This is a genomic window from Pseudomonas sp. Z18(2022) (genome assembly GCF_036346535.1).
GTDB classification, from domain to species: Bacteria; Pseudomonadota; Gammaproteobacteria; order Pseudomonadales; family Pseudomonadaceae; genus Aquipseudomonas; species Aquipseudomonas yamanorum_A.
Window position 1 is genome coordinate 169,968 of record NZ_JAOTOA010000012.1, and the last position, 21,862, is coordinate 191,829.

The window sequence follows — 21,862 nt, forward strand, 5'->3', positions numbered from 1 at the left end:
GACATGTTTTCCATACACTTATGTGTGAAATTTCTGTAGTACATAGTTCCCGCATACAAGAAAAAATTCGCCTTCAACAATGGATCATTTATTTAGCTAAATTAATAAACATTGCACCCGTAAAGACATAAACATGCTCACGCCACACCTTCGCCCAAACGGGCTTTTCAGCTGAATAATAAACACGGCATCGCCTCTAATGATTCCGGATGCCTTTTTTCAGGCAAAAAAATGGCCCCTTAACGGGGCCATTTTTTATTACCACTTAAAACACTCAGAACAACTTGCGACCTTTGTTGGCTGCAATGCGCATGCGCAACGCGTTCAGCTTGATGAAGCCCGCCGCGTCGGCCTGGTTGTAGGCGCCGCCATCTTCTTCGAACGTAGCGATATTGGCATCGAACAGCGACTCGTCGGACTTGCGACCGGTGACGATCACGTTGCCCTTGTACAGCTTCAGGCGCACAACGCCGTTCACGTGGACCTGGGAAGCGTCGATCATCTGTTGCAGCATCAGGCGCTCAGGGCTCCACCAGTAGCCGGTGTAGATCAGGCTGGCGTACTTGGGCATCAGCTCGTCTTTGAGGTGAGCCACTTCACGGTCCAGGGTGATGGACTCGATGGCGCGGTGAGCGCGCAGCATGATGGTGCCGCCCGGAGTCTCGTAGCAACCACGGGACTTCATGCCCACGTAACGGTTCTCGACGATGTCGAGGCGGCCGATACCGTGTTCGCCACCGATACGGTTCAGGGTCGCCAATACGGTGGCCGGAGTCATTTCGACGCCGTCCAGCGCGACGATGTCGCCGTTGCGGTAGGTCAGTTCCAGGTACTGGGCCTTGTCGGGAGCGTTCTCCGGGGAGACGGTCCATTTCCACATGTCTTCTTCGTGCTCGGTCCAGGTGTCTTCCAGCACGCCGCCTTCATAGGAGATGTGCAGCAAGTTGGCGTCCATCGAGTACGGGGACTTCTTCTTGCCGTGACGCTCGATCGGGATAGCGTGCTTTTCAGCGTAATCCATCAGCTTTTCACGGGACAGCAGGTCCCACTCACGCCAAGGAGCAATCACTTTTACGCCTGGCTTCAAGGCGTAGGCGCCCAGTTCGAAACGTACCTGGTCGTTGCCCTTGCCGGTGGCACCATGGGAAATGGCGTCGGCGCCGGTTTCGTTGGCGATTTCGATCAGGCGCTTGGCGATCAGCGGACGTGCGATGGAAGTACCCAGCAGGTACTCGCCTTCGTAGACGGTGTTGGCGCGAAACATCGGGAAAACGAAATCGCGGACGAACTCTTCGCGCAGGTCGTCAATGTAGATCTCTTTCACGCCCATGGCTTGCGCCTTGGCACGTGCAGGTTCGACCTCTTCGCCCTGACCCAGGTCAGCGGTGAAGGTCACCACTTCACAGTTATAAGTATCCTGCAGCCACTTGAGGATCACCGAAGTGTCCAGGCCGCCGGAATACGCGAGAACGACCTTGTTTACGTCGGCCATGCCATCACTCCACGGGGTTGTACGGAAAGGCGTCGATTCTACCGACCAAAACCGTGAAATTACAGAGGCGCGACAGCAAATGAAGATAAAGCGACAGATTATGTCGAGCGGGCGACGAAACGCCGCACCTTATGAGGTGGCGGCGGCGTTGCCTGGCGCTTTGGCCTGGGGCGCCGGTTTCTCGGGGGCTGCCACCCTTTCGAGTTGAATATTCACCCGACGGTTTTTCGCCCGGTTGGCCGGGTTGGTGTTCGGCGCCAACGGGTAGCTTTCGCCATGAAAGCGCAAGGTAATCTGCGATTCCTGGATGCCATTGGCCTTGAAGTAGTCCATCACCGCCAGGGCGCGACGCCGTGAGACATCACGGTTGGTCAGGCGATTGCCGCTGTTGTCGGAGTGACCGTTCAACTCGATGTGATTGACGGTAGGGTCGGCTTTCATGAACTCGAGAATCACCGACAGCTTTTTCTTGGCCGCCGCGTCCAATTCGATGCCACCGCCCGGGAAGCCCACCTCGGTCTGTTTGACCTGCTCGAAATTCATCGGCAGCAGCTTGGTGGTACATAACTGATAGTCGTTGTAGGCCTTGTTGAATTTGACCGGCAACAGACGGATCTCGGAGTAGCCACCTTCGCGCCCATAGTGCCGCACAGTCGGGCTGCGACCTTCGAGTAAACCGGTAAACAAGCGCCCGGCCTGGGCCTGGGAGCTGTTAAACAGCACGTCACCACTGCCGACGCGCACCGCGCCCAGGTTGATGTCACCGCGCCCCGGCTGCCACGGCGCAGCGGCCGCCAGCAGGGTCGCGGAACCGGCACCCAACGAGCCGTTGAAGGCTTTCAGACGAAACGTCGCCTGCTCGCCGGCCCGGCGCACGAACTCGCCCGAGCCGAAATCGGTGATCGGCTGGCTCAAGCGGCACTCGAATTTATCGCCCTCCACTTTCCACTCAATATTCTCCAGACGTGTCTGGAACGTGAGGGCCATCGCGGGCAGGCTGGCGAACACACTGAGCAGGGCTAGATAATGCTGGCGCACGGGAGGCTCCACTGGTTTCTACAACACATCAAGGCGTCATACATCGTTAAGGCATACCCAGGGATATCGGTCGCATCCTGCAAAACTTGATAGCGAGTGCCTGCAAGAGTCTTTTCCGGTAGCATTCCCACCAGATTGACCCGCCTGGAATCCCCAATGTCCGACCGCCTGACCCTGCTGCGTCCCGACGACTGGCATATTCATCTTCGCGATGGTGCTGCGTTGCCCCAAACCGTGGCCGATGTAGCGCGCACGTTTGGCCGCGCCATCATCATGCCTAATCTGGTACCTCCGGTGCGTAACGCCGCGGAAGCCGACGCCTATCGCCAGCGCATCCTCGCTGCACGACCGGCCGGCAGCCGTTTCGAACCGTTGATGGTGCTGTACCTGACCGACCGTACGCAGCCCGAAGAAATCCGCCAGGCCAAGGCCAGCGGTTTCGTCCACGCTGCCAAGCTGTACCCGGCCGGGGCGACCACCAACTCCGATTCAGGCGTCACCAGTATCGACAAGATCCTGCCGGCCATCGAAGCCATGGCAGAAGTCGGCATGCCGCTGCTGATCCACGGTGAAGTCACCCGTGGCGATGTCGATGTGTTCGATCGTGAAAAGATCTTCATCGACGAGCACATGCGCCGCGTGGTCGAGCTGTTCCCGACCCTGAAGGTCGTGTTCGAGCACATCACCACCGCCGATGCAGTGCAGTTCGTCACCGAGGCTTCGGCCAACGTCGGCGCGACCATCACCGCGCATCACCTGCTGTACAACCGCAACCACATGCTGGTGGGCGGGATTCGGCCGCACTTCTACTGCCTGCCGATTCTCAAGCGCAACACTCACCAGGTGGCGCTGCTCGATGCCGCCACCAGTGGCAACCAGAAATTTTTCCTCGGCACCGACTCTGCACCCCACGCCCAACACGCCAAGGAAGCCGCGTGTGGTTGTGCCGGTTGCTACACCGCCTATGCGGCGATCGAGTTGTATGCCGAAGCGTTCGAACAACGCAACGCCCTGGACAAGCTTGAAGGGTTCGCCAGCCTCAACGGCCCGCGTTTCTACGGCCTGCCGGCGAATACCGACCGCATTACCCTGGTCCGTGAAGACTGGACCGCCCCCACCAGCCTGCCGTTTGGCGAGCTGACCGTTATCCCGCTGCGCGCCGGTGAAACACTGCGCTGGCGCCTGCTGGAGGAACACCCGTGAGTGAAGACCATTACGACGACGACCAGGAACACGGCGGCGGTGGTGGCGGTTCCCGTCACCCCATGGCCGAGCGTTTCCGTGGCTACCTGCCGGTTGTCATCGATGTAGAAACCGGTGGTTTCAATTGCGCCACTGACGCATTGCTGGAAATCGCCGCCACGACCATCGGCATGGATGAACAGGGTTTCGTGTTCCCGGAACACACCCACTTCTTCCGCGTCGAGCCGTTCGAAGGCGCGAACATCGAAGCCGCCGCCCTGGAGTTCACCGGGATCAAGCTCGACCACCCGCTGCGCATGGCAGTCAGTGAAGAAGCGGCGCTGACCGACATCTTCCGTGGCGTGCGCAAGGCGCTGAAGGCCAATGGCTGCAAACGCGCGATCCTGGTGGGCCACAACAGCAGCTTCGACCTGGGCTTCCTCAACGCCGCCGTGGCGCGCCTCGACATGAAGCGCAACCCGTTTCACCCGTTCTCCAGCTTCGACACCGCGACCCTCGCTGGCCTGGCCTATGGCCAGACCGTGCTGGCGAAAGCCTGCCAGGCCGCCGGTATCGACTTCGACGGTCGTGAGGCCCACTCGGCCCGCTACGACACCGAGAAGACGGCCGAGCTGTTCTGCGGCATCGTCAACCGCTGGAAACAGATGGGCGGCTGGGAAGACTTCGGCGACTGAGGCTGAGCCAAACAAGACCTCTGCAGCGAGCGGGCTTCTGTGGCGAGGGAGCTTGCTCCCGCTGGGCTGCGCAGCGGCCCCGTAAACCCGCCTCGGTTAACCTGTTAAACCGCGGTGTCAGGTTCTGGGGCCGCTTCGCAGCCCAGCGCGAGCAAGCTCGCTCGCCACAAAACCAAATGCAGCGCATAAAAAAACCGGCCTTCTCAGGCCGGTTTTTTTTGCTTCAAACGTGGCTTACAGCTTGCCAGCGTTCTCGGTCAGGTAAGCCGCAACGCCTTCTGGCGAAGCGTTCATGCCTTTGTCGCCTTTTTTCCAGTTGGCAGGGCAGACTTCGCCGTGCTCTTCGTGGAATTGCAGCGCGTCGACCAGACGGATCAGCTCTTCCATGTTACGGCCCAGCGGCAGGTCGTTGATGATCTGCGAGCGCACAACGCCCTTGTCGTCGATCAGGAACGCGCCACGGAAAGCCACGCCGCCTTCGGATTCAACGTCGTAGGCCTTGGCGATGTCGTGCTTCATGTCGGCAGCCATGGTGTATTTGACTTTGCCGATGCCGCCATCATTGATGGCAGTGTTGCGCCAGGCGTTGTGAGTGAAATGGGAGTCGATGGAAACAGCGACCACTTCAACATTACGCGCCTTGAAATCTTCCATGCGGTGATCCAGAGCGATCAGCTCCGATGGGCAGACGAAGGTGAAGTCCAGTGGGTAGAAGAACACCAGGCCGTATTTGCCTTTGATGGCTTCAGACAGTTTGAAGCTGTCTACGATTTCGCCATTGCCGAGGACGGCGGGTACGTCGAAATCCGGGGCTTGTTTGCCGACGAGTACGCTCATTGGGTATCTCCTGATGGTGGTGACTGAAGTAAAAGGATCCGTCCCAGTGTGCCGCAGCTAAACGACAGGCCTGTGACGTGATCACGCTTCGTGAAGACCGACCATCATACCGGAAAAAAACCGTTCGTCAGTGAGCCCGCGCACAAACCACCAGGCCGGTGAAACTACTTTGACAATCATTCTCGTTAACATTAAGATCCGTCGCACTTAAGCCTTAAACCCGCGATGGTTCTCCCTTATGTATGTCTGCCTCTGCACTGGCGTCACCGACGGACAAATCCGCGAAGCAATCTATGAAGGTTGCTGCAGCTACAAGGAAGTACGTGAAACCACCGGCGTTGCCAGCCAATGCGGCAAATGTGCCTGCCTCGCCAAGCAAGTGGTACGGGAAACCCTGACGCAGCTGCAAACTGCCCAGGCTGCGATCCCCTACTCAGCAGAATTTACACACGCTTAATCGGCGTGTTTTAAAGAACCGGACTTAGTGTCCGGTTTTTTTATGCCCGTAATTCAAACAGTTAGCGCCAAGACGCGGAACACAAACATTCTTATTCCGATTAATTTTCATTTATTATTCAATAACTTAGGTTTGACAGTAGTGAATACGCCGCTCAAACTCCGCCTTATATACAGCTAATACAGGGCAGGACCCCAATCATGAAAGGCGACATTACAGTCATCCAGCAACTCAACAAAATCCTTGCCAATGAACTGGTCGCGATCAATCAGTACTTCCTGCATGCGCGCATGTATGACGATTGGGGCCTGGAAAAGCTGGGCAAGCGTGAATACAAAGAATCCATCAAGGCCATGAAGGACGCAGACGCGCTGATCAAGCGCATCCTGTTCCTGGAAGGCCTGCCGAACGTGCAGGACCTGGGCAAGCTGAACATCGGCGAGCACACCCAGGAAATGATCAACTGCGACCTGAACTTCGAGCGCAAGAGCCACACCGACCTCAAGGCCGCGATTGCCCATTGCGAAACCAAGAGCGACTTCGGCAGCCGCGAGTTGCTGGAAGAGATCCTTGAAGACCAGGAAGAGCACATCGACTGGCTGGAAACTCAAATCGGCCTGATCGACAAAGTGACTATCGAGAATTACCTGCAATCGCAGATGGGTGAATAACCCACAATTGCCGGCCACTAAAAAGCCCCGCTCTCTCTCGAGAAGCGGGGCTTTTTATTGCCGCGGCCTGAAACGAATCAGGCTTCGGTCTTCGCCGCGGCTTTTTCTGCTGCGTCTTTGATCAGGGCCTGCAACGAACCATCAGCCGCCATTTCGGTGATGATGTCGCTACCGCCGACCAGCTCACCGGCCACCCACAACTGCGGGAAGGTTGGCCAGTTGGCGTACTTCGGCAGGTTGGCGCGGATTTCCGGGTTCTGCAGGATATCCACGTAGGCGAACTTCTCGCCACATTGCATGATTGCCTGGGAAGCCTTTGCGGAGAAGCCACACTGAGGCGCGTTAGGAGCGCCCTTCATGTAAAGCAGAATAGTGTTGTTGGCAATCTGCTCTTTGATCGTTTCGATGATATCCATGGAACACCTCGGCTGGAACTTTCCGACTCATGGGTCGGCACGGTGGCGCATTGTAACGCAAACCCCAGCGTGACGCTCGGACTCCCCGACAGACAATCCTTACGCCGCCGCCACCTGCACCGGCACGCCGTTCAACGCCGCGTTACCCGACAGCTCATCCAGTTGCCGCTCATCCGTCAGGTCATTCGCACTCGCCCCCGGCTGGCCGCTGGCGATGCTCATCTGCACGCCCGGGCGGCCGTGACCCCAACCATGAGGCAGGCTGACCACGCCAGGCATCATGTCGAGGCTGGACAGCACTTCCACTTCGATCATGCCGATCCGCGAGCTGACTCGCACGCGCTGCCCGTCGCTCAACTGACGATGAGCAAGGTCGTCCGGGTGCATCAACAACTGGTGGCGGGGCTTGCCCTTCACCAGCCGATGGTAGTTGTGCATCCAGGAGTTGTTGCTGCGCACATGGCGGCGGCCGATCAGCAGCAACTCACCCACTTCGGGCAACGGTTGCGCGGCGAAGCGCGCCAGGTCGGCGAGGATCACCGGCGGTGCGGCCTGCAGGCGGCCATTGGGAGTTTTCATGCGGCCCGCCAGGTTTGGCTTCAACGGCCCAAGGTCCAGGCCATGAGGATGATCCGCCAGCGCGGCAATCGACAACGTATCGCCATAAGGCCCGGCCCGCAGCCCGAAATCGATCATTTGTGCAGGCGGCATGGTGGGTTTGAGTGCATTGCCAGTTTTCGCGGCAAATGCCTGGGCCAGGCCGACGAAGATTTCCCAGTCATGCAGCGCGCCCTCGGGTTTGGGCAGGATCGCGCGGTTGAAGCGCGTGACGTTGCGCACCGCGAACATATTGAAGGTAGTGTCGTAGTGATCGTTTTCCAGCGCCGAAGTGGACGGCAGGATCAGGTCGGCATAGCGCGTGGTTTCGTTGATATACAGGTCGACACTGACCATGAACTCCAACCCATCCAGCGCCTGCTCCAGTTGCCGGCCGTTGGGCGTGGACAACACCGGATTACCCGCCACCGTCACCAGCGCGCGGATTTGTCCTTCGCCCTCGGTGAGCATTTCTTCAGCCAGCGCCGACACCGGCAACTCGCCACCGTACTCCGGCCGCCCGGAAACCCGGCTCTGCCAGCGGTTGAAATGCCCGCCTGAAGTGGACGCCACCAGGTCGACTGCCGGCGTGGTGCACAACGCGCCGCCCACTCGGTCCAGGTTGCCGGTGACCAGGTTGATCAACTGCACCAGCCAGTGGCACAGCGTGCCGAACGCCTGCGTCGATACGCCCATGCGGCCATAGCACACCGCCGCCTCGGCCGCGGCGAAGTCCCGCGCCAACTGGCGGATCTGCTCGGCTGGCACCGCGCATTGGCGGCTCATGGCCTCGGCGGTGAATCCGGCTACGGCGTGGCGCACTTCATCCAGGCCGTCCACGGGCAGGTGGCTGTCACAGGTCAGGTTCTCGGCGAACAGCGTATTGAGCAACCCGAACAACAACGCCGCATCACCGCCGGGGCGCACAAACAGATGCTGATCGGCAATCGCCGCCGTCTCGCTGCGCCGTGGATCAACGACCACCACTTTGCCGCCCCGGGCCTGGATGGCCTTCAGGCGTTTCTCCACATCCGGCACGGTCATGATGCTGCCGTTGGACGCCAGCGGGTTGCCGCCAAGGATCAACATGAAATCGGTATGGTCGATGTCCGGGATCGGCAGCAACAGGCCGTGGCCATACATCAGGTGGCTGGTGAGGTGGTGGGGCAACTGATCCACCGAGGTGGCGGAAAAACGGTTGCGGGTCTTGAGTTGGCCGAGGAAATAGTTGCTGTGGGTCATCAGGCCGTAGTTGTGCACGCTCGGATTGCCCTGGTACACCGCCACGGCATTCTGCCCATGGCGCGCCTGGATACCTGACAGGCGTTCGGCTACCAGCGCAAAGGCGTCGTCCCACGGAATTGGCTGCCATTCGCTGCCCACGCGCAACATGGGCTGGTGCAGGCGATCGGGGTCGTTCTGGATGTCCTGCAGGGCCACGGCCTTGGGGCAGATATGGCCACGGCTGAAGGTGTCCAGGGGGTCGCCCTTGATCGAGGTGATCGCCAGGCTCCCGTCTTCGCCTTGGGTGGTTTCCAGTGTCAGGCCGCAGATGGCTTCGCACAGATGGCAGGCACGGTGATGGAGAGTCTTGGTCATGGCCAGTCTCTTTATTGTGGGCTGAGCGCTTCGGACCAAAACTATGGCCCGCCCCAGGCGACAGCGCCAGCAACGTTCGTCGTGTGAATCCAGCGGCATCAGGCCTGGGCATGAGGAAACATCAGGAAATGTTTCAGCCCCCTCCGACAGCCCGCTGAAACCGACGCGCCATGGTCTGCGCCCGCCCTCGCGCATTGCAATATGACGCAGCGCCAGTGTACAAATGACCCGCTGCTGTCAGGAAACAGGCTTCAAAAGCGCCCTCCCCGCGTCCTTGAACTCCCCTAAAAACTGTAGCCCTATTGGTAAGACGCGACATTTAATTATAAGATCGCGCCTTCCCCTATTTCGTCGCCCCGTGCGGCTTTCGCCGCAGGTCTCGCCCGTTTTCAAAATAAACAAGGCTTTGAGTATCTGCGGTCTGTTGCAAAAAGGTAGTTAATGATGAGCGCAAGGCACTTTCTCTCCCTGATGGATTGCACGCCCGAAGAGCTGGTCAGCGTGCTCCGTCGAGGCATTGAGCTTAAAGACCTGCGTAACCGCGGCGTACTGTTCGAGCCTTTGAAAAACCGCGTGCTCGGAATGATCTTCGAGAAGTCGTCGACCCGCACCCGCGTGTCCTTCGAAGCCGGCATGATCCAGCTCGGCGGGCAAGCCATCTTCCTGTCGCCTCGCGATACCCAACTGGGCCGCGGCGAGCCGATCAGCGACTGTGCGATCGTAATGTCGAGCATGCTGGATGCGGTGATGATCCGTACCTTCGCCCACAGCACCCTCACCGAATTTGCCGCCAACTCTCAAGTGCCCGTAATCAACGGCCTGTCCGATGACCTGCACCCCTGCCAGTTGCTGGCCGACATGCAAACCTTCCTTGAACAGCGCGGCTCGATCCAGGGCAAGACCGTGGCCTGGATCGGCGACGGCAACAACATGTGCAACAGCTATATAGAAGCGGCGATCCAGTTCGACTTCCAATTGCGCGTTGCCTGCCCTGAAGGCTATGAGCCGGACGCCAAATTCCTGGCCCAGGCCGGCGACCGCGTGACCATCGTGCGCGACCCGCGTGACGCGGTCATCGGCGCGCACCTGGTGAGCACCGACGTCTGGACCTCCATGGGCCAGGAAGAAGAAACCGCCAAGCGCCTCAAGCTGTTCGCTCCGTTCCAGGTGACCCGCGCCCTGCTCGACCTGGCCGCGCCGGACGTGCTGTTCATGCACTGCCTGCCCGCCCACCGCGGCGAAGAAATCAGCCTCGACCTGCTGGACGACCAACGCTCAGTGGCCTGGGCCCAGGCAGAAAACCGCCTGCACGCACAAAAGGCCCTGCTGGAATTTCTGGTTGCGCCGGCGTACCGCCCTGCATGAGCCAGCCATTACTGCTGAACCTACGCAATCTGGCATGCGGCTATCAGGACCAACGGGTGGTGCAGAACCTCAATCTGCACCTCAACGCTGGCGACATCGGTTGCCTGCTGGGCTCCTCGGGCTGCGGCAAGACCACCACCCTGCGGGCGATTGCCGGGTTTGAGCCGGTGCATGAAGGCGAGATCAGCCTAGCGGGTGAAGTCATCTCCAGCGCTGGTTTCACACTGGCACCGGAGAAACGTCGCATCGGCATGGTGTTCCAGGACTACGCACTGTTTCCACACCTCAGTGTGGCCGACAACATTGCCTTCGGCATTCGCAAGCACCCGCAAAAAGAGCGGGTAGTGGCCGAACTGCTGGAACTGGTGAACCTGAAGAACCTGGGCAAACGATTCCCCCACGAACTCTCCGGCGGCCAGCAACAGCGCGTCGCCCTGGCCCGTGCCCTGGCGCCGGAGCCACAACTGTTGCTGCTGGATGAACCCTTCTCCAACCTCGACGGCGAACTGCGGCGCAAGCTCAGCCATGAAGTGCGCGACATCCTCAAGGCGCGGGGCACCAGTGCGATTCTGGTGACCCATGACCAGGAAGAGGCCTTCGCAGTGAGTGACCATGTGGGTGTGTTCAAGGAAGGCCGCCTGGAGCAGTGGGATACGCCCTACAACCTCTACCACGAACCGCTGACGCCCTTCGTCGCCAGCTTTATTGGCCAGGGTTACTTCATTCGCGGGCAGTTGAACACGCCGGAATCGGTCACCACTGAACTGGGCGAGTTGCGCGGCAACCGTGCCTACACCTGGCCTACCGGCGGTGCTGTGGATGTTTTGCTGCGCCCGGACGACATTGTTTATTCGCCGGACAGCGCCTTGAAAGCCCGGATTGTCGGCAAGACGTTCCTCGGTGCGTCGACCCTGTATCGCTTGCAGCTGCCGACAGGCGCGCAGCTGGAATCGATCTTTCCCAGCCACGCCGATCATCTGGTCGGTGCCGATGTGGGCATACGCGTGGCAGCCGAGCACCTGGTGTTGTTCCAGGCCATGTAGGAGCGCATCACGCCCGGCCAATTTCCGCGAACTTGGCCTGGGTGTGTTCGGCCAGCACCGCCGCTGCCAACTCCACTTCCAGCCCCCTTCTCCCCGCACTGATAAAAATCGTCGGAAACGACTGAGCGCTCACATCGACAAAGGTGCGCAGGCGCTTCTTCTGCCCCAACGGGCTGATGCCACCCAGCAAATAGCCGGTCGCCCGTTGCGCCGCTGCAGGGTCCGCCATCTCGACCTTTTTCACCCCCGCCGCCTGCGCCAACGCTTTTAAATCCAAACTTCCGACGACCGGCACAACGGCCACCAGCAACTCGGCTTTTTCGCTGCTGGCCAGCAGGGTCTTGAACACCTGTGCGGGATCAAGCCCCAATTTTTCCGCGGCCTCCAGACCATAGGACGCTGCCTTGGGATCATGTTCGTAACTGTGGATTCGATGTTCGGCGCGAACTTTTTTCAACAGGTCCAATGCGGGCGTCATACGTGCTCCAGGCTTGGCAAAAAGGTGAAAAAACAGACGGCCAATTCTAGGCCAACACGCCGCAAAAGGCTCTAGTCCGAAGCCCTCTGCCACGCCCCCGCGCGGCCCCCGCCAGCGACTCCCATCGCCCACGGCACGATCATTCACCACACCAATAATTACAAAATGACCGATCGTTCACTTTCGACCTTTGACAGCCGTCATTCTTGTCTATATTTTTTCGTTTACGAATACTGTAGGAATAGACCTACGGATTCACAGCAGTAAGCCGCGAACAGGATGGGGATCCTTGCCACGGTGAAAATCGCCGATTGCCCGTTGAGGCAAAACGCCAGACAACAACAAAAACAGAGGTTTTCCATGACAACTGCTCTTCAACAGCCTTCACTTTCAAGTCAATGCATGGCCGAATTCCTCGGCACTGCGTTGCTGATCTTCTTCGGTACCGGATGTGTTGCTGCGCTCAAGGTCGCGGGCGCCAGCTTTGGCTTGTGGGAAATCAGTATCATCTGGGGGATCGGCGTCAGCATGGCGATCTACCTGAGCGCCGGTATTTCCGGGGCTCACCTCAATCCGGCCGTCAGTATCGCCCTGTGCATCTTTGCCGATTTCGACAAGCGCAAATTGCCGTTCTACATCATCGCCCAGGTCGCCGGCGCCTTCTGCTCGGCCGCGTTGGTTTACACGCTCTACAGCAACCTGTTTTTCGATTACGAACAAACCCACCACATGATTCGTGGCACCCAGGCCAGCCTGGAACTGGCGTCGGTGTTCTCCACCTATCCGCATCCGCTGCTGGGCACCGCCCAGGCGTTCCTGGTGGAAATGGTCATCACCGCGATCCTGATGGGCGTGATCATGGCCCTGACCGACGACAACAACGGCCTGCCCCGTGGCCCGTTGGCGCCGCTGCTGATTGGTTTGCTGATCGCCGTGATCGGCAGCGCCATGGGCCCGTTGACCGGCTTTGCGATGAACCCGGCCCGTGACTTCGGCCCCAAGCTGATGACCTTTTTCGCCGGTTGGGGTGAAATGGCCTTCACGGGCGGGCGCGACATTCCTTATTTCCTGATTCCGATCTTCGCGCCGATTGTAGGTGCCTGCCTCGGTGCTGCAGCGTATCGCGGGCTGATTGCCCGTCACCTGCCGAGCGCCGCACCTGCTACAACTGCTGAAACCGAAGCTGCCGCCACCGGCAAAACCCGTACTTCATGATGCGATAGCCTGGGCCGTACTGCCCTTTTGCGCCCCAGGCTATTTATTGACTCCCCCTATTCTCCGTCCAAGGCAATCGACATGACCGACATTCAGAATAAGAACTACATCATTGCCCTCGATCAGGGCACCACCAGTTCCCGGGCGATCATCTTTGATCGTGACGCCAACGTGGTCTGCACCGCCCAGCGTGAATTCACCCAGCATTACCCGCAAGCCGGCTGGGTCGAACATGACCCGATGGAAATTTTCGCCACCCAGAGCGCGGTGATGGTCGAGGCCCTGGCACAAGCCGGCCTGCACCATGACCAAGTCGCGGCCATCGGTATCACCAACCAGCGTGAAACCACGGTGGTCTGGGACAAAATCACCGGCCGCCCGATCTACAACGCGATCGTCTGGCAATGCCGCCGCAGCACCGAGATCTGCCAGCAGCTCAAGCGCGACGGCCACGAGCAATACATCAACGACACCACTGGCCTGGTCACCGACCCGTACTTCTCCGGCACCAAGCTCAAGTGGATCCTCGACAACGTCGAAGGTAGCCGCGAGCGTGCGCGTAACGGCGAGCTGCTGTTCGGCACCATCGACAGCTGGCTGATCTGGAAATTTACCGGCGGCAAAACCCACGTCACCGACTACACCAACGCCTCGCGCACCATGCTCTTCAACATCCACACCCTGGAGTGGGATGCGAAGATGCTGGAGATTCTCGACGTGCCGCGCGAAATGCTGCCGGAAGTGAAGTCCTCCTCGGAAATCTACGGCCGCACCAAAAGCGGCATCGCCATCGGCGGTATCGCCGGTGACCAGCAGGCGGCGCTGTTCGGCCAAATGTGCGTAGAACCGGGCCAGGCGAAAAACACCTACGGCACCGGCTGCTTCCTGCTGATGAACACCGGCGACAAGGCCGTGAAATCCAAGCACGGCATGCTCACCACCATCGCTTGCGGCCCCCGCGGCGAAGTGGCCTACGCCCTGGAAGGCGCCGTGTTCAACGGCGGTTCCACCGTGCAGTGGCTGCGTGACGAGCTGAAGATCATCGCCGACGCCACCGACACCGAATACTTCGCGGGCAAGGTCAAGGACAGCAACGGCGTGTACCTGGTGCCGGCCTTCACCGGCCTAGGCGCTCCGTACTGGGACCCGTATGCCCGTGGCGCGCTGTTCGGCCTGACCCGTGGCGTACGCGTGGATCACATCATTCGTGCCGCCCTGGAGTCGATTGCCTACCAGACCCGCGACGTGCTTGACGCCATGCAGCAGGATTCCGGCGAACGCCTCAAATCCCTGCGGGTAGACGGTGGTGCCGTCGCCAACAACTTCCTGATGCAGTTCCAGGCCGACATCCTCGGCACCCAGGTTGAGCGCCCGCAAATGCGCGAAACCACCGCGTTGGGCGCCGCCTACCTGGCTGGCCTGGCGTGCGGCTTCTGGGGCAGCCTGGACGAACTGCGCGGCAAGGCGGTGATCGAGCGTCAATTCGAACCGCAACTGGAAGAGGCGGCGAAGGAAAAACTCTACGCCGGCTGGCAAAAAGCGGTCAGCCGCACCCGCGACTGGGAACCCCACGAAGGCGCTGAATAAGCCAAGCGCCGGACCCACATAGGGTTGCAACTGGCAGGGAGCAGATTCCTGCGTCATCATGGGCCACTTTTTACGGCAGCCCAAAGGACGCACCATGAATCTGCCTCCCCGCCAGCAACAAATCCTCGAACTGGTCCGCGAACGCGGCTATGTGAGTATCGAGGAAATGGCGCAGCTCTTTGTTGTCACCCCGCAAACCATCCGCCGCGATATCAATCAACTGGCGGAAGCCAATCTGTTGCGCCGCTACCATGGCGGCGCAGCCTATGATTCCAGCGTTGAAAACACCGCGTACGCCATGCGTGCCGACCAGATGCGCGACGAGAAACAGCGCATCGGCGAAGCCATCGCCGCGCAAATCCCCGATCATGCCTCGTTGTTTATCAACATCGGTACCACCACCGAGTCGATTGCGCGCGCGCTGCTTAACCACAGCCACCTGAAAATCATCACCAATAACCTCAACGTCGCCATGATGCTGAGTGCCAAAGACGACTTCGACGTACTCCTGACCGGCGGCAACGTGCGCCGTGACGGCGGCGTGGTGGGCCAGGCCAGCGTCGATTTTATCAACCAGTTCAAGGTCGATTTTGCCCTGGTGGGCATCAGCGGTATCGATGAAGACGGCAGCCTTCTGGACTTCGATTACCAGGAAGTGCGGGTTTCCCAGGCGATCATTGCCAATGCGCGCAAGGTGATCCTGGCCGCGGACTCCAGCAAATTCGGGCGCAACGCCATGATTCGCCTGGGGCCGATCAGTTTGATTGATTGTTTAGTCACCGATCAGCAGCCGGTTCCGGCGCTGGTGCAACTGTTGAATCAGCACAAGATTCGGCTGGAAGTGGTGTAAGCCCAAACAGGGGGTGTCCTGCCCCCTGATGTTCACAAATTTTCCTTTCCTCGCCCTTCGATCAGTATTTTCAATCGAAGCGGACTGGCTGTGCCCGCGTTTATGAGCTACCATTTTCGCAAATGAACATTTATGTTCGAATTCCAATACGAAAAAGATTGCGAGGCCAGCCGATGAACCCTTCTACCTTGCCTGCCCCACCGCTTGCCGAAGTCTATGACGTCGCCGTTATCGGTGGCGGGATCAATGGCGTCGGCATTGCAGCAGACGCAGCCGGGCGCGGTTTGTCGGTATTCCTTTGCGAAAAGGACGACCTGGCCAGCCACACCTCTTCCGCCAGCAGCAAACTGATCCACGGCGGCCTGCGCTACCTGGAACATTACGAATTTCGCCTGGTGCGCGAAGCCCTGGCTGAACGTGAAGTGCTGTTGGCCAAGGCCCCGCACATCGTCAAGCAAATGCGTTTTGTATTGCCACACCGCCCGCACCTGCGTCCGGCGTGGATGATCCGCGCCGGCCTGTTCCTCTATGACCACTTGGGCAAGCGCGAAAAACTCGAAGGCTCCAAGAGCCTCAAGTTCGGCCCCGACAGCCCGCTGAAAAGCGAAATCACCAAAGGCTTCGAATACTCCGACTGCTGGGTCGACGACGCCCGCCTTGTAGTCCTCAACGCCATGGCCGCGCGTGAAAAGGGTGCGCATATCCACACCCAGACCCGTTGCGTCAGTGCGCACCGCAGCAAAGGCCTGTGGGAAATGAACATGGAACGTGCCGACGGCAGCCTGTTCTCGATCCGCGCCCGCGCGCTGGTAAACGCCGCCGGCCCATGGGTGGCCAAGTTCATCAAGGATGACCTGAAGCTGGACTCGCCCTACGGCATCCGCCTGATCCAGGGCAGCCACCTGATCGTGCCGAAGCTGTATGACGGCGCCCACGCGCACATCCTGCAGAACGAAGACCAGCGCATCGTCTTCACTATTCCGTACCTGAATCACCTGACCATCATCGGCACCACCGACCGCGAATACACCGGCGACCCGGCGAAAGTGGCGATTACCGAAGGTGAAACCGACTACATGCTCAACGTGGTCAACGCGCACTTCAAGAAACAGCTGAGCCGCGATGACATCGTGCACACCTATTCCGGCGTGCGCCCGCTGTGCAACGACGAATCCGACAACCCGTCGGCCGTGACCCGCGACTACACCCTGGCGCTGTCCGGCACCTCGGGCGAGGCGCCGTTGCTGTCGGTGTTCGGCGGCAAGTTGACCACCTACCGCAAGCTGGCCGAATCGGCGATGGCACAACTGGCGCCGTACTTTACCCAGATGCGTCCAAGCTGGACGGCCACGGCCACCCTGCCCGGCGGTGAAAACATGAGCACGCCAGAAGCCCTGGCCGATGCAATCCGCAGCAAATACGACTGGGTGCCAAGCGAGATTGCCCGTCGCTGGTCCACCACCTACGGCAGCCGCACCTGGCGCCTGCTGGAAGGCGTGCAATCGCTGGCCGACATGGGCGACCACCTCGGTGGCGGCCTGTACACCCGCGAAATCGATTACCTGTGCGCCGAAGAATGGGCCACGCAGCCCCAGGACATCCTGTGGCGCCGCAGCAAGCTGGGCCTGTTCACCACACCGGAAGAACAGGAAAACGTACAGCGCTACCTGTCCAAGGTTGAGCACAATCGCGGCAAGATCGAAGCGGCCTGATCTACCAGCAGCAAAAAAGCCCCTGCACCGAAAGGTCCAGGGGCTTTTTCATGCCTGCAAATGGCGCTGATAACGCTGGCCCATTTCACGGATCCCGTTGAGCGCAGAACCCAGCAAGACGGGATAAGCCGCCTGCAAAAAGCCCGGAGTAGCCGTCGCAAGCGCCCGCTCCAGCCATAGGCAGGCCTGCACCTCGTCGCCGTCTTCAGCCAGCTCCGAGGCGTGGTTGTACTGCCCTCGGAAATCCCCGGCCTCGGCGGAACGCTGATACCACTGCCGCGCCAGTTGAACATCCTTGGGCACCACGACGCCTTCGTGATGGAACCGCCCCAACAGGTTCATCGACTTGGCATGCCCCTTGGCCGCAGCCCGGACGAACAGCTCATACGCCGCAGCAAGATCGCGCCCCACGCCACGACCACGGGTCAGCAGTTGTCCGTAGTTATACAAACCCCAATCCAATCCCAGATCGGCCGCCTTGCGGTAATGCTGCGCGGCATCGTCCAGGTCGATTTCGCAGCCCCATCCATTCTCCAGGCAGCGCCCGATCATGTTGATCGCCATGGGATGACGCTGCCGCGCGGCGATGCGAAACCAGCTCAATGCCAGCGCCTCATCCTTCTGCACGCCGCGACCGTCAAGCAGCAGTTGGGCCAGGGTCGCCTGTGCGTCGGCATCACCCAGTTGTGCCGCATGCATCACCCACCGCACATAAGCACGCGGGTTATCACCGATATCAGACGGCTCGCTGCCTGGCTGCGCACTCTGCATTACTGCCCCGTGTGGCGATCAAGGATCGCAAAAGTTTCATGAATTATTTGGTTACAAAGTATTACATTTGAGATCGCTTATCAATTACGATCGCATCTCACTAACACCAACAAGAGACTACTCAATGGCTACCGGGATCAGTTCTGCCCCCCTTTCATCGCGGCATATGCTCGCGTCGGCAGTGGGCTTGGCAGTGGCTGCGCAGGGAGGATTCAGTTATGCAGCGGAGACTGCACCAGATGACAACACAGGCGTGATTCAGCTCGGTGCGACCAGCATCGAAGGCCAGGCCCCGAGCCAGAGCGTCTACAACCCTGTGGCTCCCTCATCCCCCAAGTACACCGAGGCACTGCGCGACACGCCGCAGACCATTACGGTGGTGCCCAAGGAAGTCATTCATGACCAAAACCTGCTGACCCTGCGCGACGTACTCAGCACCGTGCCAGGCATTACCTTCGGTGCGGGCGAAGGTGGCAGCGGGTATGGCGACAGCATCAACCTGCGCGGGTTTTCCGCCAGCGGCGACATCTACGTCGACGGCGTGCGCGACAGCGCGCAATACAGCCGCACCGACCCGTTCAACCTGGAGCAGGTGGAAGTCGTCAGCGGCGCGAGTTCGGTGTATTCAGGCTCCGGCGCAGTCGGCGGCACCATCAACCTGGTGAGCAAGCAACCGGAACTGCGGGACAAAACCACCATCAGCGCAGGCATCGGCACCGACAACTACAAGCGCACCACGCTTGATACCAACCAGATGCTCAACGACACCACCGCGTTCCGCCTGAACCTGATGGCCCATGGTAACGATGTGCCTGGCCGCGATTATGAAGATTACTCGCGCTGGGGCATTGCGCCTTCCATCGCCTTTGGCCTGGGCACGCCGACCCGCGTCACCGTCAGTTTCGAACATCAGAAAGATGACAACACGCCGCAGTACGGCATCCCCATCTACAACGGCAAGCCCATGCCGGGCGTGGGTTGGAGCGATTTCTACGGCTACCACAACATCAATGACCAGAAAACCACCGCGGACTCGTTCAGCCTGAAGCTTGAGCACGACTTCAACGAAGCCGTCTCCGTGCGCAACTTCACCCGTGTCGAGCGGGTTCGCCAGGACCTGCGCGCCTCGGGCCCCGAAGGTGCCCAGGCCGGCTGCCTGGCCAGCGGCACCCAGATCACCGGCGCCCCTTGCGCCGCAGGCCTGCAACCGGGCTTTTTCCAGCCAAGCGGCGGCTCTCTGGGTAACGAACGCAACACCCAGAACAAGATGTTCACCAACCAGACCGACGTGACCAGCCACTTCAGCACCGGGTTTATCGACCACACGCTGGTGACCGGCATCGCCATCAGCCGCGAGGAATATGAGGCGGATACCGGAAAGTGGCTGACCAACGCCAACGGCAGCACGATCGTCCCGCCACCGGTGAGCTTCAGCGATCCGAACTCCGAGTGGAACGGGCCGGTCAACTTCACCCGCGCCGCCCACGTCGATGGCGCGCTGAACAACCGTGCTGCCTACGCCTTCGACACGCTCAAGCTCAGCCCGCAATGGGAAATCAACGGTGGTTTGCGCTACGAGCATAACGCCGGCAGTTCGGTGAGCAACGCCTACTCCAGTACCGGTGTGGAAACCCCAGGCACTCGTTTCGGCCAAGCCGATGACCTGACGTCCTACCGCCTGGCCCTGGTCTACAAACCGGCGGAAAACGGCAGCTTCTATGTGGCTTACGGCAACAGCAAGACGCCGTCCCAAGCCAGCGTCAACGGTGGCTGCTACACCCCGGCCAAAAGCTCAAGCGTGGCCACCAACAACTGCAACGTCGCCCCGGAAACCGCCGTCAGCTATGAAATCGGCACCAAGTGGGACTTCTTCGATAATGCCCTGTCACTCACCGGCGCGATCTTCCGCAATGACCGCACCAACTACAAAGTTGCCGATAACGACCCGACCAACCTGAGCGGCACTCAATCCCTCGACGGTAAAGCCCGTGCAGATGGTGTGGCACTCGGCCTGAGCGGTGCGATCACGGATCGCTGGAAAGTCTTCGCCAACTACACCTACCTGGACACCCGCGTGCTGCGCAGCGCCAGCGACTTCACCCTGGCAACCACCGGTTTCGACGCGCAGAAAGGCGAGCCGCTGCCGTTCACGCCCAAACATGCGGCCAGTCTCTGGACGGTGTATGACCTGCCCTACGACTTCCAGGTGGGCTACGGCATAACCGCGCAAAGCAAGCAGTACCTGGTCAGCGCCGCCGGGGCCCCGACTGCGCCCGGCTACGCGGTGCAACGGGCGATGCTCGGCTACAAGGTCAACAAACAGTTGAACCTGCAGTTGAACATCAACAACCTGTTCGACAAGGAATACCTGACCCGCATCCGCAACAATGGCTGGGCAGTGCCTGGCGATGGTCGTGCAGCGGTGGTGTCGGCCGACTACACGTTCTGACAGCGCTACACAAAAAAGCCCCGGGAGCCCTGTTCCCGGGGCTTTTTCATGGGCGATACAGGCCTATCCCGCCATTCGGTTTTCCGAACGCCATTCCCCGACCTATTCGGTTTGCCGGACCCCGCCGCGGCAAAAAGGCCGTCATACAAAGTTAATCTCTATATAAATCATACTGTTAACCTTTTATTTCAGGTCTGGCACGACTCATGCTCTACACTCGTAGGCGATTGCCTGAGGCGCCTCAGGAGCCGTCACAGGCTTTCGCAGTACTGTTTATATAAAAACGTGGCCGTCCCAACCGGTCTCATAAAAAAAACAAATGTCGAGGAAGTATTGATGCGTATCGTTCCCCATATTTTGGGCGCAGCTATCGCTGCTGCTCTGATCAGCACTCCAGTTTTCGCCGCCGAACTTACCGGCACGCTGAAGAAAATCAACGACTCCGGCACCATCACTCTCGCTCACCGCGACAGCTCCATTCCGTTTTCCTATATTGCGGATGGTTCGGGCAAACCCGTGGGCTACTCCCACGACATTCAGCTGGCTATCGTTGAAGCCCTGAAAAAAGACCTGAACAAACCCGACCTGAAGACCAAGTACAACCTGGTCACCTCGCAGACCCGTATCCCGTTGATCCAGAACGGCACCGCGGACATCGAGTGCGGCTCCACCACCAACAACGCCGAACGTGCCCAGCAAGTCGACTTCACCGTCAACATCTTCGAAATCGGCACCCGCCTGCTGGTCAAGAAAGACAAGGATGGCAAGCCGTCCTACAGCGATTTCGCTGACCTGAAAGGCAAGAACGTCGTGACCACCGCCGGCACCACGTCCGAGCGCATCATCAAGGCGATGAACGCCGACAAGCAGATGGGCATGAACGTCATCTCCGCCAAGGACCACGGCGAATCCTTCAACATGCTGGAAAGCGGCCGCGCCGTTGCCTTCATGATGGACGACGCCCTGCTGGCCGGTGAAGAAGCCAAGGCCAAGAAGCCGGATGACTGGGTCATCACCGGTACTCCGCAGTCCTTCGAAGCCTACGCCTGCATGGTTCGCAAAGACGACCCAGCCTTCAAGAAAGCCGTGGATGACGCGATCGTTGGCCTGTACAAATCCGGTGAGATCAACAAGATCTACACCAAGTGGTTTGAAAGCCCGATCCCGCCTAAAGGCCTGAACCTGAACTTCCCGATGAGCGAGAAGGTCAAGGATCTGATCGCCAACCCAAGCGACAAGCCAGCGCCTGACGTAAAAATCTGATACCTGACTAAGCTTATGTCCTGAGGGAGCCAATGCTCCTTCAGGCGTCTGTTACTACCTGCTGGCTTTAATTTTGGAACACTCGACTTGGCAGTTTTCGAGCCGATCGCGTGTGCCTGGCGTTCGCCGCCGGGCGGGAAAGGAT

Annotated in this window: 19 protein-coding genes; 12 read left to right on the top strand and 7 right to left on the bottom strand. The window is 59.6% G+C overall.

Annotated elements, in window-relative coordinates:
• Window positions 1-274: 274 nt before the first annotated feature.
• Window positions 275-1,492, bottom strand: a complete 1,218-nt coding sequence (locus tag V3W39_RS22355) for an argininosuccinate synthase (protein WP_003208700.1) — start codon at window positions 1,490-1,492, stop codon at window positions 275-277.
• Window positions 1,493-1,621: 129 nt separating this feature from the next.
• Window positions 1,622-2,530: a flagellar protein MotY gene (locus V3W39_RS22360; protein WP_177046875.1), complete on the bottom strand. Its 909-nt coding sequence runs from the start codon at window positions 2,528-2,530 to the stop codon at window positions 1,622-1,624.
• A 156-nt stretch (window positions 2,531-2,686) separates the two neighbouring features.
• Between V3W39_RS22360 and pyrC the strand changes: the two genes are divergently transcribed.
• Together pyrC and rnt are read left to right on the top strand one after the other, a co-directional pair.
• The gene (gene pyrC / locus V3W39_RS22365) at window positions 2,687-3,733 is read left to right on the top strand and encodes a dihydroorotase (RefSeq protein ID WP_177046876.1); all 1,047 of its coding nucleotides are present in this window, start codon (window positions 2,687-2,689) and stop codon (window positions 3,731-3,733) included.
• Entirely contained in the window at window positions 3,730-4,407 is a 678-nt protein-coding gene (gene rnt / locus V3W39_RS22370) for a ribonuclease T (RefSeq protein WP_003208704.1), read from the top strand. The genes pyrC and rnt overlap by 4 nt, the downstream gene beginning before the upstream one ends.
• Window positions 4,408-4,641: 234 nt before the next feature.
• On the opposite strand, the gene V3W39_RS22375 is transcribed toward rnt, so the two are convergent.
• The gene (locus tag V3W39_RS22375) at window positions 4,642-5,244 is read right to left on the bottom strand and encodes a peroxiredoxin (protein ID WP_155581257.1); all 603 of its coding nucleotides are present in this window, start codon (window positions 5,242-5,244) and stop codon (window positions 4,642-4,644) included.
• A gap of 238 nt (window positions 5,245-5,482) precedes the next feature.
• On the opposite strand from V3W39_RS22375, the gene V3W39_RS22380 reads away from it, so the two are divergent.
• Together V3W39_RS22380 and bfr are read left to right on the top strand one after the other, a co-directional pair.
• The gene (locus V3W39_RS22380) at window positions 5,483-5,701 is read left to right on the top strand and encodes a bacterioferritin-associated ferredoxin (RefSeq protein WP_003208706.1); all 219 of its coding nucleotides are present in this window, start codon (window positions 5,483-5,485) and stop codon (window positions 5,699-5,701) included.
• A gap of 200 nt (window positions 5,702-5,901) precedes the next feature.
• Window positions 5,902-6,372, top strand: coding sequence for a bacterioferritin (bfr, locus tag V3W39_RS22385; protein WP_177046879.1), 471 nt, complete (start codon window positions 5,902-5,904; stop codon window positions 6,370-6,372).
• Window positions 6,373-6,449: 77 nt separating this feature from the next.
• Here the strand turns inward: bfr and grxD are convergent, their stop codons facing one another.
• Window positions 6,450-6,788, bottom strand: a complete 339-nt coding sequence (grxD, locus tag V3W39_RS22390; RefSeq protein ID WP_034118308.1) for a Grx4 family monothiol glutaredoxin — start codon at window positions 6,786-6,788, stop codon at window positions 6,450-6,452.
• A gap of 99 nt (window positions 6,789-6,887) precedes the next feature.
• Window positions 6,888-8,984: a molybdopterin oxidoreductase family protein gene (locus V3W39_RS22395; protein ID WP_330213358.1), complete on the bottom strand. Its 2,097-nt coding sequence runs from the start codon at window positions 8,982-8,984 to the stop codon at window positions 6,888-6,890.
• 444 nt (window positions 8,985-9,428) lie between these two features.
• Here V3W39_RS22395 and argF point away from each other — a divergent pair, with 444 nt between their 5' ends.
• Both argF and V3W39_RS22405 read left to right on the top strand, forming a co-directional pair.
• Entirely contained in the window at window positions 9,429-10,349 is a 921-nt protein-coding gene (argF, locus tag V3W39_RS22400; RefSeq protein ID WP_177046882.1) for an ornithine carbamoyltransferase, read from the top strand.
• Entirely contained in the window at window positions 10,346-11,392 is a 1,047-nt protein-coding gene (locus tag V3W39_RS22405) for an ABC transporter ATP-binding protein (RefSeq protein ID WP_177079708.1), read from the top strand. Before argF ends, V3W39_RS22405 begins: the two co-directional genes overlap by 4 nt.
• A 7-nt stretch (window positions 11,393-11,399) precedes the next feature.
• Here V3W39_RS22405 and ybaK read toward each other — a convergent pair whose 3' ends face one another.
• Window positions 11,400-11,870 carry a Cys-tRNA(Pro) deacylase gene (ybaK, locus tag V3W39_RS22410; protein ID WP_259197007.1) on the bottom strand — a complete coding sequence of 157 codons (471 nt, stop codon included), beginning with the start codon at window positions 11,868-11,870 and terminating at the stop codon, window positions 11,400-11,402.
• Between the two features lie 360 nt (window positions 11,871-12,230).
• On the opposite strand from ybaK, the gene V3W39_RS22415 reads away from it, so the two are divergent.
• From V3W39_RS22415 to glpD, 4 genes are all read left to right on the top strand, one after another.
• A complete protein-coding gene (locus V3W39_RS22415; RefSeq protein ID WP_177046886.1) occupies window positions 12,231-13,085 on the top strand; it encodes an MIP/aquaporin family protein in 855 nt (284 codons plus the stop codon).
• A gap of 81 nt (window positions 13,086-13,166) precedes the next feature.
• On the top strand, window positions 13,167-14,672 hold the full coding sequence (gene glpK, locus V3W39_RS22420; protein WP_003208721.1) for a glycerol kinase GlpK: 1,506 nt from the start codon (window positions 13,167-13,169) through the stop codon (window positions 14,670-14,672).
• 94 nt (window positions 14,673-14,766) lie between these two features.
• Window positions 14,767-15,522, top strand: a complete 756-nt coding sequence (locus tag V3W39_RS22425) for a DeoR/GlpR family transcriptional regulator (protein WP_003208723.1) — start codon at window positions 14,767-14,769, stop codon at window positions 15,520-15,522.
• A 173-nt stretch (window positions 15,523-15,695) separates the two neighbouring features.
• On the top strand, window positions 15,696-17,234 hold the full coding sequence (glpD, locus tag V3W39_RS22430) for a glycerol-3-phosphate dehydrogenase (protein ID WP_330213359.1): 1,539 nt from the start codon (window positions 15,696-15,698) through the stop codon (window positions 17,232-17,234).
• 48 nt (window positions 17,235-17,282) lie between these two features.
• On the opposite strand, the gene V3W39_RS22435 is transcribed toward glpD, so the two are convergent.
• On the bottom strand, window positions 17,283-18,005 hold the full coding sequence (locus V3W39_RS22435; protein ID WP_177046890.1) for a tetratricopeptide repeat protein: 723 nt from the start codon (window positions 18,003-18,005) through the stop codon (window positions 17,283-17,285).
• A gap of 253 nt (window positions 18,006-18,258) precedes the next feature.
• Between V3W39_RS22435 and V3W39_RS22440 the strand changes: the two genes are divergently transcribed.
• Window positions 18,259-20,454 carry a TonB-dependent receptor gene (locus V3W39_RS22440; protein WP_256390430.1) on the top strand — a complete coding sequence of 732 codons (2,196 nt, stop codon included), beginning with the start codon at window positions 18,259-18,261 and terminating at the stop codon, window positions 20,452-20,454.
• Between the two features lie 336 nt (window positions 20,455-20,790).
• Entirely contained in the window at window positions 20,791-21,717 is a 927-nt protein-coding gene (locus V3W39_RS22445; RefSeq protein ID WP_177115565.1) for a glutamate/aspartate ABC transporter substrate-binding protein, read from the top strand.
• Window positions 21,718-21,862: the final 145 nt, after the last annotated feature.

Bases quoted from the DNA above. Each gene is read 5' to 3' on its own strand.
- ybaK (WP_259197007.1), bottom strand. From the start codon at position 11,870: ATGACGCCCGCATTGGACCTGTTGAAAAAAGTTCGCGCCGAACATCGA.
- V3W39_RS22425 (WP_003208723.1), top strand. From the start codon at position 14,767: ATGAATCTGCCTCCCCGCCAGCAACAAATCCTCGAACTGGTCCGCGAA.
- bfr (WP_177046879.1), top strand. From the start codon at position 5,902: ATGAAAGGCGACATTACAGTCATCCAGCAACTCAACAAAATCCTTGCC.
- V3W39_RS22380 (WP_003208706.1), top strand. From the start codon at position 5,483: ATGTATGTCTGCCTCTGCACTGGCGTCACCGACGGACAAATCCGCGAA.
- V3W39_RS22405 (WP_177079708.1), top strand. From the start codon at position 10,346: ATGAGCCAGCCATTACTGCTGAACCTACGCAATCTGGCATGCGGCTAT.
- V3W39_RS22445 (WP_177115565.1), top strand. From the start codon at position 20,791: ATGCGTATCGTTCCCCATATTTTGGGCGCAGCTATCGCTGCTGCTCTG.
- glpK (WP_003208721.1), top strand. From the start codon at position 13,167: ATGACCGACATTCAGAATAAGAACTACATCATTGCCCTCGATCAGGGC.
- glpD (WP_330213359.1), top strand. From the start codon at position 15,696: ATGAACCCTTCTACCTTGCCTGCCCCACCGCTTGCCGAAGTCTATGAC.
- pyrC (WP_177046876.1), top strand. From the start codon at position 2,687: ATGTCCGACCGCCTGACCCTGCTGCGTCCCGACGACTGGCATATTCAT.
- V3W39_RS22435 (WP_177046890.1), bottom strand. From the start codon at position 18,005: ATGCAGAGTGCGCAGCCAGGCAGCGAGCCGTCTGATATCGGTGATAAC.
- V3W39_RS22375 (WP_155581257.1), bottom strand. From the start codon at position 5,244: ATGAGCGTACTCGTCGGCAAACAAGCCCCGGATTTCGACGTACCCGCC.
- argF (WP_177046882.1), top strand. From the start codon at position 9,429: ATGAGCGCAAGGCACTTTCTCTCCCTGATGGATTGCACGCCCGAAGAG.
- V3W39_RS22395 (WP_330213358.1), bottom strand. From the start codon at position 8,984: ATGACCAAGACTCTCCATCACCGTGCCTGCCATCTGTGCGAAGCCATC.
- grxD (WP_034118308.1), bottom strand. From the start codon at position 6,788: ATGGATATCATCGAAACGATCAAAGAGCAGATTGCCAACAACACTATT.
- V3W39_RS22415 (WP_177046886.1), top strand. From the start codon at position 12,231: ATGACAACTGCTCTTCAACAGCCTTCACTTTCAAGTCAATGCATGGCC.
- V3W39_RS22355 (WP_003208700.1), bottom strand. From the start codon at position 1,492: ATGGCCGACGTAAACAAGGTCGTTCTCGCGTATTCCGGCGGCCTGGAC.